20 protein-coding genes and 1 pseudogene are annotated in these 15,457 nt (G+C 47.8%); 12 read left to right on the top strand and 9 right to left on the bottom strand.

Annotated elements, in window-relative coordinates; genetic code table 11:
• Positions 1-35: 35 nt before the first annotated feature.
• Both cdaA and lysA read right to left on the bottom strand, forming a co-directional pair.
• A complete protein-coding gene (cdaA, locus tag NC981_RS09580) occupies positions 36-1,076 on the bottom strand; it encodes a diadenylate cyclase CdaA (RefSeq protein WP_348242615.1) in 1,041 nt (346 codons plus the stop codon).
• A 40-nt stretch (positions 1,077-1,116) separates the two neighbouring features.
• Positions 1,117-2,499 carry a diaminopimelate decarboxylase gene (lysA, locus tag NC981_RS09575; protein WP_348242614.1) on the bottom strand — a complete coding sequence of 461 codons (1,383 nt, stop codon included), beginning with the start codon at positions 2,497-2,499 and terminating at the stop codon, positions 1,117-1,119.
• A gap of 164 nt (positions 2,500-2,663) precedes the next feature.
• On the opposite strand from lysA, the pseudogene NC981_RS09570 reads away from it, so the two are divergent.
• From NC981_RS09570 to NC981_RS09560, 3 genes and pseudogenes are all read left to right on the top strand, one after another.
• A pseudogene (locus NC981_RS09570) lies at positions 2,664-2,857 on the top strand (DUF2281 domain-containing protein).
• Positions 2,842-2,982 carry a hypothetical protein gene (locus NC981_RS09565; protein ID WP_348242613.1) on the top strand — a complete coding sequence of 47 codons (141 nt, stop codon included), beginning with the start codon at positions 2,842-2,844 and terminating at the stop codon, positions 2,980-2,982. The pseudogene NC981_RS09570 and the gene NC981_RS09565 overlap by 16 nt, the downstream one beginning before the upstream one ends.
• Positions 2,983-3,234: 252 nt before the next feature.
• Complete coding sequence (locus NC981_RS09560; protein WP_348242612.1) at positions 3,235-3,936, top strand: tetratricopeptide repeat protein; 702 nt, start codon at positions 3,235-3,237, stop codon at positions 3,934-3,936.
• 185 nt (positions 3,937-4,121) lie between these two features.
• On the opposite strand, the gene NC981_RS09555 is transcribed toward NC981_RS09560, so the two are convergent.
• Positions 4,122-4,460 carry a DUF5615 family PIN-like protein gene (locus tag NC981_RS09555; RefSeq protein ID WP_348242611.1) on the bottom strand — a complete coding sequence of 113 codons (339 nt, stop codon included), beginning with the start codon at positions 4,458-4,460 and terminating at the stop codon, positions 4,122-4,124.
• Positions 4,457-4,681, bottom strand: coding sequence for a DUF433 domain-containing protein (locus NC981_RS09550; protein ID WP_348242610.1), 225 nt, complete (start codon positions 4,679-4,681; stop codon positions 4,457-4,459). The genes NC981_RS09555 and NC981_RS09550 overlap by 4 nt, the downstream gene beginning before the upstream one ends.
• A 108-nt stretch (positions 4,682-4,789) precedes the next feature.
• Here NC981_RS09550 and rimI point away from each other — a divergent pair, with 108 nt between their 5' ends.
• Positions 4,790-5,347: a ribosomal protein S18-alanine N-acetyltransferase gene (rimI, locus tag NC981_RS09545; protein WP_348242609.1), complete on the top strand. Its 558-nt coding sequence runs from the start codon at positions 4,790-4,792 to the stop codon at positions 5,345-5,347.
• 164 nt (positions 5,348-5,511) lie between these two features.
• Positions 5,512-7,983 carry an ATP-dependent Clp protease ATP-binding subunit gene (locus NC981_RS09540; protein ID WP_348242608.1) on the top strand — a complete coding sequence of 824 codons (2,472 nt, stop codon included), beginning with the start codon at positions 5,512-5,514 and terminating at the stop codon, positions 7,981-7,983.
• Between the two features lie 108 nt (positions 7,984-8,091).
• On the opposite strand, the gene NC981_RS09535 is transcribed toward NC981_RS09540, so the two are convergent.
• The 4 genes from NC981_RS09535 to ndhC all read right to left on the bottom strand — a co-directional run bounded on the left by NC981_RS09535 (position 8,092) and on the right by ndhC (position 11,436).
• Entirely contained in the window at positions 8,092-9,609 is a 1,518-nt protein-coding gene (locus tag NC981_RS09535) for a hypothetical protein (RefSeq protein ID WP_348242607.1), read from the bottom strand.
• 237 nt (positions 9,610-9,846) lie between these two features.
• A complete protein-coding gene (locus tag NC981_RS09530) occupies positions 9,847-10,362 on the bottom strand; it encodes an NAD(P)H-quinone oxidoreductase subunit J (protein ID WP_348242606.1) in 516 nt (171 codons plus the stop codon).
• Positions 10,355-11,077, bottom strand: coding sequence for an NADH dehydrogenase subunit K (locus NC981_RS09525; RefSeq protein WP_190375827.1), 723 nt, complete (start codon positions 11,075-11,077; stop codon positions 10,355-10,357). Before NC981_RS09525 ends, NC981_RS09530 begins: the two co-directional genes overlap by 8 nt.
• Positions 11,074-11,436 carry a photosynthetic/respiratory NAD(P)H-quinone oxidoreductase subunit C gene (ndhC, locus tag NC981_RS09520; protein WP_068387027.1) on the bottom strand — a complete coding sequence of 121 codons (363 nt, stop codon included), beginning with the start codon at positions 11,434-11,436 and terminating at the stop codon, positions 11,074-11,076. The genes NC981_RS09525 and ndhC overlap by 4 nt, the downstream gene beginning before the upstream one ends.
• Before the next feature lie 301 nt (positions 11,437-11,737).
• Between ndhC and NC981_RS09515 the strand changes: the two genes are divergently transcribed.
• The 6 genes from NC981_RS09515 (at position 11,738) to NC981_RS09490 (ending at position 13,987) form a co-directional block, all read left to right on the top strand.
• Positions 11,738-12,115 (top strand): rubredoxin, encoded by a 378-nt coding sequence (locus NC981_RS09515; RefSeq protein WP_348242605.1) that lies wholly within the window; start codon positions 11,738-11,740, stop codon positions 12,113-12,115.
• Positions 12,116-12,155: 40 nt separating this feature from the next.
• Positions 12,156-13,163, top strand: a complete 1,008-nt coding sequence (locus NC981_RS09510; RefSeq protein WP_348242604.1) for a photosynthesis system II assembly factor Ycf48 — start codon at positions 12,156-12,158, stop codon at positions 13,161-13,163.
• 106 nt (positions 13,164-13,269) lie between these two features.
• The gene (gene psbE, locus NC981_RS09505) at positions 13,270-13,530 is read left to right on the top strand and encodes a cytochrome b559 subunit alpha (RefSeq protein WP_190375792.1); all 261 of its coding nucleotides are present in this window, start codon (positions 13,270-13,272) and stop codon (positions 13,528-13,530) included.
• 27 nt (positions 13,531-13,557) lie between these two features.
• Positions 13,558-13,692, top strand: a complete 135-nt coding sequence (gene psbF, locus NC981_RS09500; RefSeq protein ID WP_058999377.1) for a cytochrome b559 subunit beta — start codon at positions 13,558-13,560, stop codon at positions 13,690-13,692.
• A 20-nt stretch (positions 13,693-13,712) separates the two neighbouring features.
• Positions 13,713-13,832 carry a photosystem II reaction center protein L gene (locus tag NC981_RS09495; protein ID WP_190375828.1) on the top strand — a complete coding sequence of 40 codons (120 nt, stop codon included), beginning with the start codon at positions 13,713-13,715 and terminating at the stop codon, positions 13,830-13,832.
• Between the two features lie 35 nt (positions 13,833-13,867).
• On the top strand, positions 13,868-13,987 hold the full coding sequence (locus NC981_RS09490) for a photosystem II reaction center protein J (RefSeq protein WP_190375793.1): 120 nt from the start codon (positions 13,868-13,870) through the stop codon (positions 13,985-13,987).
• An 85-nt stretch (positions 13,988-14,072) separates the two neighbouring features.
• Here NC981_RS09490 and NC981_RS09485 read toward each other — a convergent pair whose 3' ends face one another.
• Entirely contained in the window at positions 14,073-14,201 is a 129-nt protein-coding gene (locus NC981_RS09485) for a photosystem I reaction center subunit VIII (RefSeq protein ID WP_190375794.1), read from the bottom strand.
• A gap of 263 nt (positions 14,202-14,464) precedes the next feature.
• Here NC981_RS09485 and NC981_RS09480 point away from each other — a divergent pair, with 263 nt between their 5' ends.
• A complete protein-coding gene (locus NC981_RS09480) occupies positions 14,465-15,454 on the top strand; it encodes a nucleoside hydrolase (protein WP_348242603.1) in 990 nt (329 codons plus the stop codon).
• Positions 15,455-15,457 lie beyond the last annotated feature (3 nt).

Genomic DNA, 15,457 nt, shown 5'->3' with positions numbered 1-15,457 from the left:
GAAAGGGATGAGAAATCAATCTGGTTTTAGCAGAATTAAGAGTCGCCACGCTTGCGTTCGTTTGGAATCCGGCGATCTTTTACACGACCTTCATTCAGTAAACGCGAGAATAAGGATACTGTCTTTATCCGGAATTGACGACCGAGACTTTTCAGATCGCGTGAGACGGGTTCGCGATCGCCCGACTGTGAAAACCGTTCTTCCAAAAGTTCCTTTAGTTTACTGCTCGTTAAGGGACGATTTAAAATTCCCCGCTCAGCGAGTGAGATTGATCCCGTTTCTTCAGATACAACAACGCAAATACAGTTTTCCAATTTTTCCGTAATTCCCATTGCGGCACGGTGACGAGTTCCGAGTTGTCTTGAGGCAGTTTTTTCTGACAGCGGCAGAATTACTCCGGCGGCAATGATGCGTGACCCCCGAATTAGAACTGCGCCATCATGTAAGAGCGTCGTGGTCTGAAAAATTGTTTGTAGAAGTTCTTTAGAAAGTTCCGCGTTCAGTTTAACACCTGGAACTGAGAAATCTCGATCGTCGATCGCAATTCCTGTTTCAATAATCATCAATGCCCCAGTTCGATTTTGGGACAGCCCTTTCACCGCCTCTACAATCTCATCGCTCACGCTGTCTGATCCTGGCAGGCTCCGGCTCGAGGGCTGAAACAGTTGTGCAATTTCCCCGCGTCCAAGCTGCTCTAGAAATCGACGAAATTCTGATTGTAGAATAAACGCCATCGCCACTGCTGCCCCAACGACAAGATTATTCAGCACAAAGCTCAGCAGCGCCAGATCCATTCGGCGACTAATTGCTGCTGCCAGCATCAGCACAATAAAACCGCGCACCATCCACAGCGTCCGCCGTTCTCGCCCAATGATCACCAACATGACGTAGGTAAGCGCCAGCACCAGTCCTACGTCAAGCAGAAATCGCAGATTTTGAAGAACAAAGGTCAGCACAGATTGCAAAGCGGTTGTCAGGAGAAGCAAGGATGAGGATTGAGCGATCGTCTTTGATGGAGCAACGTCAATCAAGGCTTTCTCTAAGCTTAGAGCGGAGAATTGCCACTGAATTACCATCTTTGCCAATCCTCACCCTTTATGGTTCCATGCTTCGTCCTTATTTCAGTCTGTCCGGGACTCGATCGTGTCGAATCAGATCTTCGTAAGTTTCTCGCTCTAGGATAATATTTGCTTCTCCTTCATAAACGAGAACCGCCGCAGGCTTAGTGAGACGGTTGTAGTTCGATGACATACTGTAATTGTAGGCTCCCGTTGCCATGACAATGAGAATATCACCCGGTTGCGCCTCTGGCAGCGTGATGTCTTTGATCAAAACATCTCCAGATTCGCAGTGTTTTCCAGCGATCGTCACCGTTTCTTTTGCTTCATCCGACATCCGATTCGCAATCACTGCCCGACAAACTGATTGATACGTAATTGGTCGCGGATTATCGGACATTCCGCCATCAACACTAATATAAGTGCGAATCTCCGGAACAGTTTTACGTCCGCCAACGGTGTAAGCGGTGATGCAAGAAGAACCGATCAGCGATCGACCCGGTTCACAAAGCAGCTTCGGCAGGGGTAAATTCTCTGCTTCACACGCTTTGATCATCGATTCACAAACGATTCTCACCCATTCATCAATGCTTGGCGGATCGTCGTTCTCGTTGTAGCAAATTCCCAAACCACCACCAACGTTAATCTCAGAAATCGTCAGCCCATGCTGTGCGGCTTTTTTCACCCATTGCAGCATCACGCCGCCTAAATCCCGGTGTGCTTGTAGTTCAAAAATTTGCGATCCGATATGAGCATGAAGCCCAATCAGCGAAACGCTTGGATTCTGGCTGACGAATTGGAACACTTCTTCAACGTGGTTTGGATCAAATCCAAATTTACTGTCTAAGTGTCCGGTGCGGATGTATTCATGCGTGTGACAATCCAGTCCGGGTGTGATACGGAGCATAATTCGGATTGGACGATCGCTCTCAATCTGCGTCAATCGCTGCAATTCCAAGCGATTATCGACGACGATCGTACAGCCCGATTTCGCCGCTAATTCCAATTCAGCGATCGATTTGTTATTTCCATGCAGATAAATCTTGGCGGGATCAGCCCCTACCTGAAGCGCCGTATAAAGTTCGCCTCCGGTTGCAACATCGATTCCCAGACCTTCATGCGACACGATCGAGCAAACCGCGAGACAGTTCCAAGCTTTCGAGGCATATAGCACTTGAGCTTCTGCCGGATAGTAACGGCGAAACGCCTCACGATACTGTTGGCAAGCCGTTCTCAATCCTGCCTCATCTAAAATATAGAGCGGAGATCCGAAATGTTTGACCAATTCGGTGACATCACAGCCGCCGATTTCGAGATGATCTCGATCGTTCACCCTAGCGGTGAGCGGCATCAGAAATTGGTTTGGAGAGCGATCGGAACCGGATTCCGGTAAATACTGGCGACCCGAATTGTGCGCGACTTGCGCTTGCGTCACTACCATTGCTTGCTTTGTGTCCTCAATGATTCTGGGGAGTTTGGCAATCTTGCCACATTGTTCTAGTGTACAAGCGCAAGTGTATTCAAGCGGATCTCAGAGGCTTAAGGAATGCTGTGATTTATGTGCTTCTGTGTAGACTGAAATGAAGCCTACTGCGATCGAACCCTATGCAAGCGAAAGAACAATTGCTGCATGAGATTGACGAAATTCCTGACTTCTTACTCGAAGAGGTTCTAGATTTTGTTCAATTTCTGAAGTCGAAATATTTGCAGAACAAACTAGAAACAGTGCGATGAGTGAGTCCGCTTTGGCAAAGGACTGGCTTAGACCAGAGGAGGACGAAGCTTGGCAGGATTTGTGAAGGGCGATGTGGTTATCGTGCCGTTTCCGTTCTCAGATTTGACGAATGCAAAACGGCGACCTGCTTTGGTGCTGGCAGTCTTGCGCGGTGATGATTTAATTTTGAGTCAGATTACCAGTCAGTAGATTTCAGATAAATATGCCGTACAACTTGAGGCTTCTGATTTCAGTTCCGGCGGCTTGAGGCAGTCGAGTAACATCAGACCGAATCGATTGTTTACTGCTGATCGACCAATCATTCTCTCTACCCCAGGTCAATTAAAGCCAGACAAGTTGACGGAAGCGATCGCGAAAGTGATTGAACTTTTGCAAATCTGAAACTAATCGATCTTTTTTGCCAATTATTACAGGAACAACTCTCTGAGAATTACGAGAAGGATGAATTTTACGAGATTGGCTTTCAAACTTGAAATTACAGTCATTTCATTTTTAACGATCGTAACTTGTGTCACCACACCATTAAAACCAATAGAGGCATTTCCTCCACAGTCACAAAGCTCAGCCACTAAAGGGCAATTGACTGCACAGGCATTGTTTGATCGAGCGACAGAACGGTATCGCAACAAAGATTACCGAAGAGCATTTGCAGATCTTAATCAAGCGATCGTACTCAAACCTGATTTTGCTGAAGCTTACAGCAGTCGAGGCAATACGCGTCTGAAGTTGGACTATGTAAACGAGAAAATGAATAGCCTTGAGCAAGTCGGAGCTATTCAATCCACATTTAGAGAGGCAATGGCTGATTATGAGAAAGCAATTAAGCTTAAACCTGATTTGGCAGAAGCTTACAGTGGTCGAGGCGCAATCTACTTGTACTGGTTTGGTGATGCGAAAAAAGCAATCATAGATTTTGATCTGGCTACAAAACTCAAACCTGATCTTGCTGATCCGTTTTTCTTTCGAGGCTCGATGTACAAGTATTACTGTGATCGCCAGCGAGCAACTGCTAATTTACAACAAGCTGCTGCACTGTACAAACAGCAAGGTAATTTGGAGCAATATCATGCAGCTTTAGCTCTGGTTCAGAAGTTTGGGCAGCCAAAAGCTGAGGATGAAAATCGTCGAAAAATAGGATGCTGAGTTTAAGATCCATTGACAACACAAAGATTTACTTGTTAAGCAGATTCGAGATGAGCGATCGGAACTTACTCAGTCTGTTTAAGCGATCGCTCTCCCGTTATCACCGCATGAGCCGTATGCAAAATCTCGGCTGAGTAATAACGATCGCCGCAAATGTCACAAACGTCGATCGTTTAGTCACGTCGCTAATTCCCACTTATTTCGACTAACGCCTCGCCCGATCGTAAAAGCTCCAGTGCCTGCGGTAAAGCAGCGCTTAAAATCTCCTGCAATCGAGTATTAGAAGTATTTCCACAGGTGAGCCAAATTACCTGCGGCGGCGAACCCAGCCGATCTACTAAATCAGCGAAGTCACTATCCTTTGTCATCAGAATAACGGATTGCTCTCTTGCTGCCTCGAAAATCTCAGGATCTTCAGCATCTCTCAAACCAGCATCTCTTAAGGCGAATGCAGTTATGCCAAATGTATTCGTGATCCAAAGTGCGATCGCAGGCGACAAGTGTGCATCGATCCAGATCGTCATGCAACTAACACTGGATGATTGAGCTTACGTGAAGCATATAAAAGAGATGCTTTTAAGTCATCTGCTTCTAAATCGGGCATCTCTTCCAAAATTTGCTCAGCACTCAATCCAGCAGCAAATAAGTCCAAAACATCTGATACTCGAATTCTCATCCCTCGAATGCAAGGGCGACCTCCACATTGCTTGGGGTTAATCGTGATCCTTCCGAGTAGCTCTGACATCGTGCTTCGCTCCGAAACAAAACCATGTTTCAGTCTAACAAGATCAAGCTTCGATACAATCAGAACCGTTCTGCTACTTGTAACCTTGTGAACCGCATCACGCTCCAAATGATCGACTCCGCTCTCCTCCCCCAAGTCCTCGAACTCGATCGCATTTGTTTCGGTGGTTTATGGACGCTCGAAGGCTATCAGCGCGAAATCGATAGCCTGAACAGCGAACTCATCGCCATCACCTTCGAAGATCGTCTGATTGGATATGGATGCTTCTGGGCGATCGTAGACGAAGCGCACATTACGATTATTGCCGTTCATCCTGATCATCAGCAGCAAGGATTGGGAAAACTGCTTTTGTTTGCGTTACTCGATCGTGCTCGTCAGCGTCAGATGAAACACGCTACATTAGAAGTCAGAATTTCTAATCAATCCGCAATTTCCCTATACGAGAAATTTCAGTTTAAGGTTGCGGGGCAGCGTAAAGACTACTACACTGACACAGGCGAAAATGCGCTGATTCTTTGGCGCGGCGGACTCCAAGCAGCAGAATTTCAGAGCCTTTTGAAAGAAAAGTGGCTGGAGATTCGCGATCGTCTCACGCAGCACAATCGAATACTGAGCGATCCCGAATCTCTACTAAGTCTCGAAAAAACTAGCTTGACTAAACCATAAGAAATCGATAAGAATCTCTCTTTGGTCGTAAATCTAACCATTTCCAGCCGAGAACCGATCGCACACGTTCGGTAATCTCCCCATTTCCCTGTTGTGAAGCGTCATAACCGGAAAGATCCACTATGCTAGAATCAGACCTACGCAGCAGGTGATGGAAATACGCCATGTTTGAACGCTTCACAGAAAAAGCCATTAAGGTGATTATGTTAGCCCAAGAGGAAGCACGCCGCTTGGGTCATAACTTTGTGGGTACAGAACAGATCCTCCTGGGTCTGATCGGAGAAGGAACGGGTGTCGCTGCCAAAGTCCTCAAGTCGATGGGAGTGAACCTCAAGGACGCTCGCATCGAAGTTGAGAAAATCATCGGTCGCGGATCGGGCTTTGTCGCAGTGGAAATTCCGTTTACCCCACGTGCAAAGCGCGTCTTGGAACTATCACTTGAAGAAGCTCGCCAACTCGGTCACAACTATATTGGAACCGAACACCTGCTTTTAGGTCTCATCCGAGAAGGGGAAGGCGTTGCTGCAAGAGTTTTAGAAAACCTTGGCGTTGACCTCTCGAAAGTACGCACCCAAGTGATTCGGATGCTCGGTGAAACCGCCGAAGTCACTTCCGGCGGTAGCCAGGGTCGTACCAAAACCCCGACTTTGGACGAATTCGGCTCGAATCTCACCCAAATGGCAGCCGAAGGCAAACTCGACCCCGTGGTCGGTCGCCAAAAAGAAATCGAACGAGTGATCCAGATCCTCGGTCGCCGGACGAAAAATAACCCCGTTCTGATCGGTGAACCCGGTGTGGGTAAAACCGCGATCGCAGAAGGACTCGCCCAGCGCATCGCCAATGATGATGTTCCTGACATCTTGGAAGATAAGCGCGTGGTTACGCTCGATATCGGTCTGCTGGTTGCAGGCACGAAGTATCGAGGTGAATTCGAGGAACGCTTGAAAAAGATCATGGATGAAATCCGCTCTGCCGGAAACGTCATCCTGGTAATCGACGAAGTTCACACCCTAATCGGTGCGGGTGCAGCAGAAGGCGCGATCGATGCCGCCAACATCCTGAAGCCTGCCCTTGCCCGTGGTGAACTGCAATGTATCGGTGCAACGACGCTCGACGAGTATCGCAAGCACATCGAACGAGATGCCGCCCTGGAACGTCGATTCCAGCCTGTCATGGTCGGTGAACCCTCGGTTGATGAAACGATCGAAATCCTCCGTGGCTTGCGCGAACGCTATGAGCAGCACCACAAGCTGAAGATCTCTGACGAAGCTCTCGAAGCTGCGGCAAAACTCTCAGACCGTTACATCTCAGATCGATTCTTGCCGGATAAAGCGATCGACTTGGTTGACGAAGCCGGATCGCGGGTGCGGTTGATCAATTCACAATTGCCACCAGCCGCGAAAGAACTCGATCGCGAACTGCGTCAAGTCCTGAAAGACAAAGATGATGCAGTGAGATCCCAAAACTTTGATCGAGCAGGTGAACTGCGCGATCGAGAAATGGAGATCAAAGCAGAGATTCGAGCGATCGCACAAACTCGCAAGACAGAATCCACTGATGAAAATGCTTCCCCAGTTGTGGGCGAAGATGACATCGCGCAAATTGTTGCATCTTGGACAGGTGTTCCGGTGAACAAGCTCACCGAATCCGAATCCGAGAAGCTGCTGCACATGGAAGACACGCTGCATACTCGCTTGATCGGTCAAGACGAAGCAGTGAAAGCCGTGTCGCGAGCGATTCGTCGGGCGCGAGTTGGTTTGAAGAATCCGAACCGACCGATCGCATCCTTTATCTTCTCCGGTCCCACTGGAGTTGGTAAGACCGAATTGACGAAAGCGCTTGCCGCTTACTTCTTCGGTTCAGAAGAAGCGATGATCCGGTTAGATATGTCGGAGTTCATGGAGCGTCACACCGTTTCTAAACTGATCGGTTCGCCTCCTGGATATGTCGGCTACAACGAAGGCGGTCAATTAACCGAAGCCGTTCGTCGCAGACCTTACACCGTTGTGCTATTCGATGAAATCGAAAAAGCGCACCCCGATGTCTTCAATATGCTGCTGCAAATCTTGGAAGATGGTCGCTTGACCGATGCCAAGGGACGCACCGTAGACTTCAAGAACACGCTGCTAATCATGACCTCGAACATTGGTTCTAAGGTAATTGAGAAAGGCGGCGGCGGACTTGGATTCGAGTTCTCCACCGAGAACGAATCGGAATCGCAGTACAACCGCATCCGCTCCTTGGTGAACGAAGAACTGAAGCAATACTTCCGTCCTGAGTTCTTGAACCGACTTGATGAAATCATCGTGTTCCGTCAGTTGAACAAGGCAGAGGTCAAGGAAATTGCCGACATCATGCTCAACGATGTGTTCAAGCGTTTGAAAGAGCAAGGAATTACGCTGCAAGTTACCGAGCGATTCAAGGATCGTTTGGTCGATGAAGGCTACAATCCAAGCTATGGCGCACGTCCATTACGTCGGGCGATCATGCGACTGCTAGAAGACTCGTTAGCTGAAGAAATCCTGTCAGCACGGGTGAAAGATGGCGATACTGCAACCGTTGACGTGGATGAAAATGGACAAGTGACGGTTCTACATGGTCAAGAACGCGAATTGTTGCCGCAAGCAGCAGAATAGGTTCTGACGATCAATAACCAGAAGCGGCGGGAGGTTCTAGAACTTCCCGCCGCTTTTCACTTTTGGTATTGCAATCGCTCATGTGTTGATGCTGCGATCGCACCCTAATTACCGCTTGCTACTCAACAACTGAGCAACTCGAACATCATGAATTTGATGTTGCGCTACCGGAGTGAAACTGGATTCAGGTTTATGCACTTTCAGCTTCGATCGTCTTGCAAGCGATGATATCGAAACAACACTTGCAGCGACGATACCTAAACTTGATTTTCTGCTAGTTCCGGTTTCGCTAGCGATCGCAGAAACATGCTTACTGCTCTTAGGGGGCACTGTGTACCACAAAGCACGACCGAGCCATACACTACTTGCAAGCAAGATTCCGATATTAGTGCCCCAGCTCAATGGTTCAGGCAGTATTTCCAGAGATAATCTGCCACCGAACCAGTAGAAGAGATTGAATGCAATGTAAGAAGCCACACTATAGCACTGACGACGGGCAATTTCTGTGGAAATGGAATGCCCCAGTTGTTGACGGCAACGGCGATAGAGTTGTTCTAATCCAACACCTAAACAATAACTGCTTACAGTTGCGATCTCCAATACCAGTGGTGCTGCAATCACTTTTGGAATCGGAACAGCCCACTTTAGTAAATACAGTCCAGGCTGCCACCACTGCTCAACCACGTCGCTTTCATACGTCCAAACGCCGGAAAAGTAGTAGTCCCAATCGCCTGAATACAGAAAGTAATAGCCGTAAAATCCAGCGACTAATCCAACGTAGCCGTACTGAGCAAATCGTCGCCCCGGCTTAAACAACTCAGACCAGTAGGAGCGTTCGAGATCAATATCGGAGCAGGCAGTTTTACAACCAACGCAGGCACTGACTTCATGCTGCTGTAAGTCAATCGTTCGGCACATCGACTGAGGAATCGAGCTACGAGTAGACTTCGTTTTTTCCAGTAGTCCACCAGTTCCAGTCAAAATCTTCTGAACCGGTGCAAATGGGCAAAAATAGTGGCACCAGGTTTTGCCTTTGAATATCAGATTTATCAGCATTGCCGATGCGATTGTGAACAGAAGAAACACGCCAAGTCCAAGACGAGACGAATTGACTAAAAGAATTCGCAGCGTTAGCCCCAGGTATAAAATGCCAAACTGCAAAACCCAGTAGTACCGCCCAAGCCAAGATTCATTTTTGATTTTGCGATTTTGCTGCAACCCTAACGCTTTGGGAAGCTGAGAGAGAAACGAGAGTGGGCAAATTCTTCTCCAACCACTGTGCCCGAAAATCAGCAGCAGTGGTGCAGCCAGCGATACGCTTGCCCAGAAGATATGTGTTCCTAAGGGGTAAGCATGATTTACAACCCAGCGGTTTTGAATGCTCGGACATCGAGAATCAGCAGTTCCAGGGGAATACTGTCCCCAATCAATTGAGGATTTCTCTTCGTTGGTGATCGGACATTGATAGCTGCTTTGATTGATACGGAGTGGACTCCAAGTGCTGCTAGGAGCGGTTAATTGAGCCGAAATCGGATCGTAAAACAGCGAAATAATCAGAATTAGCCAGCCGATAGTCAAAGTCCATTGAACCTTACGCATCACTCGTTCTGAGAGCGCATCAATCATAAGGAAAACCGGGGTATTCGAGTAAGGGATTGAATAGTTAAGCCTGCCGTATCTATGTCAGTGTGCAAGAACTTATACTGAGGCGAATACTAACATTTGTATTCGATTTTACGTAGAAGTTACAGTATTTCCTTAACGAGGATTTTATGTTTACAACACTAGGTTGAAGAGCGTGTTTAAAAAAGAAAAGCTCCCCTGACAATGCAGGAGAGCTTTCAACGTTAGCAAGGCTTTCATTTAGTAAGCGTCTTGCAGTTCGTAGAAGTCGTGGGAGATGTAATCTTTCCGTAGTGGATAGCCTACCCAGTCTTCCGGCATCAGCAAGCGTTTCAAGTTTGGGTGTCCTTCAAAGACAATCCCGTACATATCAAACGTTTCTCGCTCCTGCCAGTCTGCACCTTTCCAAATCCAGAACACAGACGGCACTCTCGGATCTTCACGCGGCAAGTACACTTTCAACCGAACCTCATCCGGTCGATCGGCGTTGTCCGTTAGTTTAATCAGGTGGTAAAAACTCACTAACTGATCGCCAGGACCCAAATCGTATCCACCCTGACACTGAAGGCAGTTAAAGCCACTCGCATACAGCGCGGTACAAAACGGAATCAGCAATTCCGGTTCAACTTTAATCATTTCAACGCCACTGGCATCGAGTCCCATGAACTCATGATCAAAGCCGTTCTGAGTCAGCCACTTTGAAGTTTTGCCAGCTTCAACGATCGTTGTTTCAGTCGCTTGTTTTTCTTCAGCCACGATCGCTCTTCTCCTTTTCCGCTTCTAAAACCGCAGGCACTTCTAGACCCAGCGCTTCTGCCAACTCACGTGGCGGTGAAATACGGGTATCCGCTTGCAGGTACTTACCATCGTGAACGAGCGGTGCAGCATGCATGTTGTGAGTCGTGCTGTAGTAACGGTGCGTTTGCCGCAGTTCACCCCGTTCTTGAATCGACTCGTTTGAAATTTTCTTGCGGAGTTTGATGATCGCATCCACGATCGCTTCCGGTCGTGGAGGGCATCCCGGCAAATAGATATCTACTGGGATTAGCTTGTCCACGCCTCGAACCGCAGTCGTAGAGTCAGCGCTGAACATTCCGCCTGTGATCGTGCAAGCACCCATTGCGATCACGTATTTCGGTTCGGGCATTTGCTCATAGAGACGCACCAAAGCCGGAGCCATCTTCATCGTGATTGTGCCTGCGGTAATGATCAGATCCGCTTGGCGAGGGCTTGATCGGGGCACCAGACCAAAGCGATCGAAGTCGAATCGAGAACCAATCAATGCGGCAAACTCGATAAAGCAGCAAGCCGTTCCAAACAGAAGCGGCCACAAGCTCGATAATTTAGCCCAGTTGTACAAATCGTCTACCGTCGTCAAAATGACGTTTTCGGATAATTCTTGCGTCACACCTGGACGCTCGATGGGATTGATAAGTGACCCACTGTTAACAGCAGGTGCTTCAGGATTCATGACCATTCCAATGCTCCTTTCCGCCAAGCGTAGACCAGACCGACAACTAGAATCGCAATAAAGATCAGGGCTTCAATAAACGCCAGCAATCCGAGGCGATTGAAAGCGACTGCCCAAGGGTACAGAAACACCGTTTCTACGTCGAAGATCACGAAGACCAAAGCGAACATATAGTAACGGATATTGAATTGAATCCATGCACCCCCGATCGGTTCCATCCCTGACTCGTAAGTGGTACGACGCTCGGGACCTCGACGGCTAGGGCGAACTAGCTTAGAAGCCAGAAGAGCCAGAACCGGAACTAAACTGCAAATCAGCAGGAAGCCTAATAGATATTCATAGCCGCTTAGGACATACACAGGTATTCGCCGCCTCTCGTTCTACAAAGTGGACTGGTTTACGTCGCTTTACACCTTAATTATAGTGTGCCGCAACATATCATCGTGCGCTGAAACCGCGCCCAAATCAAGGACTCTGATGCGATCGCTTCTGAATCGAATTCATCAAGAGAAATCTATCGAAGCTGAGTCATTTCTAGAAAGAGTATATGACGATCGCCAAACATTTTCGCTTTAGACGATCGATGTTTGAGGAGATCGCAATAATGTCATAATAATTAACGAACACTTTAAGGTTTGGGTCACTCCCTGACGTTTTGCCATGAGTACCGAAGCTGCTGATCCGAAAGAAAACGCGCTAGAGCCTGAAGTTAAGCCTATCGATCCGAGAGATCTCGATCGACATGAGTGTGCAGCCTGTGGCTACACCTACGAGCCAACGAAGGGCGACGATCGCAACGATATCCCCCCTGGCGTGGCGTTTGAGGATTTGCCGTCGACTTGGAAATGCCCAGTTTGCGGTGTGCCGAAAAAGCGCTTTCAGAATGTGGGGCCGCTGAATGCACCTTCTGGATTCAAGCAGAATCTAAGCTACGGGTTGGGGGTCAACACCTTAACGCCAGGGCAAAAGAACCTCCTCATCTTTGGCGGACTGATTCTGGCATTTATTTTCTTTCTAAGTCTTTACGGGTTGCAGTAGTGCAACGGATTGAACCCTTTATTCACTGAGATCAAGTGCGATGTATCGGATTTTGAGAGCCTGGAAACAGTTTGTAATTTTGTTAGCGGTTGTCTTCCTGGCGACTGGCTGTAAAGGGTTTTTACCCGCCGTTGTAAATAATCCGTGGCAAGTGGTGCCGCTGCCGATCGAGGAGAATATGCTCGATATTGGGTTCACGGGTGACAAGCATCATGGCTGGATGGTGGGTACGAATTCAGCGCTGCTTGAAACGACAAACGGCGGTAAAACCTGGAAGCAGAAGGTTTTAGAACTGGGTGAACAAAAATATCGCCTCACTTCAGTTCATTTCTCAGGAAACGATGGTTGGATTGCCGGTCAGCCTTCGATTTTGCTGCATACTAGCGATGCCGGTAAATCGTGGTCACGTCTGCCACTGAGTAGTAAGCTTCCCGGATCTCCGGAGAAGATTGTTGCACTGGGTAAGGACAGTGCTGAGATGACTACCGATGTGGGTGCAATTTATCGCACCACCGATGGGGGGAAGAACTGGAAAGCGCTTGTTTCCGAGGCGTTTGGGGTGATGCGGAGTATCGATCGCACTCCCGATGGCAAGTACCTCGCTGTTTCTTCAACAGGTAACTTCTTCTCGACCTGGAAGCCCGGTCAAGATATTTGGCAACCTTACAACCGTAACAGTTCACGCAAGCTACAGAACATGGGCTTTGCTCCTGACGGTCATTTGTGGATGTTAGCTAGAGGTGGACAAATTCAATTCACTGCTTCAGACAATCCAGAAGATTGGCTAGAAGCTCAAAATCCTGAATTCTCGACCAGTTGGGGGCTGTTAGATTTGGGATATCGCACTCCCGAAGAACTCTGGGTTGTCGGCGGAAGTGGCAATCTCTTAGCAAGCTTTGATGGCGGTAAAACTTGGCAAAAGGATCGCGATGTTGAAAACATTCCCGCAAACCTTTACAGAGTTATTTTCTTCGACTCAAACACAGGATTCATCATGGGTCAGCGCGGGACTTTATTGAAGTATGAATCCACTCCGCAAACTGCATAACTGAGGATCAGGGGATCAATTTCACAGATTCCCTTGTGAGGGTATCTCCCGTCCCGTATGATACAGATAAGGCTTTTGTTCGTTGACTTCTGGAGAGAGCTAATACATGGCAGGTACTACTGGTGAGCGTCCGTTTGGGGACATTATTACAAGCATTCGCTATTGGGTGATTCACAGCATCACGATTCCTGCATTGTTTATTGCAGGTTGGTTGTTCGTCAGCACAGGTTTGGCATACGACGTTTTTGGTACGCCTCGCCCGAATGAATACTATCCCACTGCCCGTCAAGAGCAGTTGCCGATCGTCAGCAACCGCTCCGAAGCAAAGCAGCAGGTTGATAAGTTTGCCTCGCAAGTTGGCAAGTAGTTTTTAGTTCTACGAGGTTATAAAACAATGACAAGCAACACTCCGAACGAACCGATTTCATATCCGATTTTTACCGTTCGCTGGTTAGCAGTGCATACTTTGGCAGTTCCAGCGATCTTCTTCATTGGCGCGATCGCTTCAATGCAATTTATTCAACGATAGGAGCTTGAACTGTGGCAGGAATTAAAGGTTCTCCAAACCCAAACAAGCAGCCCGTTGAGCTGAATCGGACTTCGCTTTATTTGGGTCTTTTGCTAATTTTCACGCTGGGGATTTTGTTCTCTAGCTATTTCTTCAACTAGATACTCTGTTTCATTTGAGTTAGGAGGATAAGACTGTGCAAACTGGTGGAAGAATTCCCTTGTGGCTTGTGGCAACGGTTGCAGGCTTGGGTGCAATCGGTGTTTTGGGACTGTTCTTTTACGGTTCCTATACCAGCATTGGTTCGTCGCTATAAGCAGATCGAACCGTTCAAATAGGAAAAGCCGTCCAATGGGTTATGTTGGACGGCTTTTGTATGCTAATGCGTTTGGAACTAGAGGCTAGATGCCGCTTGGATCTTCGCGCTCGATGTACAAGAACAACAAACCGAAGACGACCGTGGGAACTAACCAGGTCACGACGGGAATGAGAATCCAGGGCAGATATGAAGCTGCGTATGAACCTGTCATAAGAAAAGTTTCCTATTCGTTAGATGATTCCATTTGTGAATGTACCTGTGAAGGGTGACACGGATCTGAGGTTTCTCAAGATTCTTAACATTCGGATGAGCGGGTGTAGTGCTTAATTGATCGATTCCAATTCACTTAGAGACTGAATCTTAACGTCGCCCCCCTCGATCGTATCGAGTTGCACTAACTATAGAGCAAACCCATTCCAATCCCTAATTCGCAGGCTAACAGTAGAATTCAGGTGATCATCGAGTTCAATCATCATGCCCGTATCTTCAAACATTCCCAAAATCATTCTCGATACCGATCCGGGTGGCGATGATATTTTTGTGCTGCTTTGGCTGCAAAGTTTCGCGAAACAAGGTTTAGCAGAATTGATTGCGGTCACGACTGCAGGCGGCAATGTCTCGACTGAAAAGACATTTTCTAGTGCAAGTCGAATTCTAGGCTTAGGGGGATTGGCAGAGGTGGAAGTGGGGCGGGGAGTTACGATCGCTCATTCCCCCAATGATGCTTCACACATTCACGGTAACGATGGCATGGGTAATTTATCCTCGCAACTTCCCGATGCGATTCACAGCTATGAAATGGCTCGGCACTCTGATGATCTTCTAATTGATCGATTGAATGCGATGCCTGGGGAAATTACGATCGTCGCGATCGCGCCACTCACAAATCTCGCAGCCGCAGAGAAAAAAGCCTCCGGTGTTCTCAGAAAAGCAAAGGAAATTATCATCATGGGCGGTGCATTTAGCTGTCCCGGCAACATTACTTCTCATGCAGAATTTAATGTCTGGTTTGATCCAGAAGCAGCAGAGATTGTGCTGAATAGTCGTTGTGATTTGGTGATCACTCCGCTCGATATTACGCGACGACTGATCTTTACGAGAGAAGTGGCACAGTCGATCGTTCAAAGCAATCCACACAGTGAATTAGCACAATTTTTGATCAGTCTTTGTGAGTTCATGATTGGTACTGCCTTAGAGTATCGAGAAACAAATGGAATCTCAGGGTTTCTTGTGCATGATGCGGCAACTCTAGGGTACTTGTTTTACCCAGAAACAATGATGTGGAAACGGGCAAGAGTGCAGATCGAAACGCGGGGAGAATGGACACGAGGACAAACATTGATCGACGATCGTAATCTTGCAAAGCAACCTGCAAATGCTTGGGTTGCCACCGAAGTCGATGCAGCAAGATTTTTCACCAGCCTGATTGAAGATTTGAAGACGCTGATTTCGATGCAAACATAAAAG

This window comes from Leptolyngbya sp. DQ-M1 (genome assembly GCF_039962505.1).
Classification (GTDB): Bacteria; Cyanobacteriota; Cyanobacteriia; order Leptolyngbyales; family Leptolyngbyaceae; genus Leptolyngbya.
This window is presented reverse-complemented; position numbering and strand designations above follow the sequence as displayed.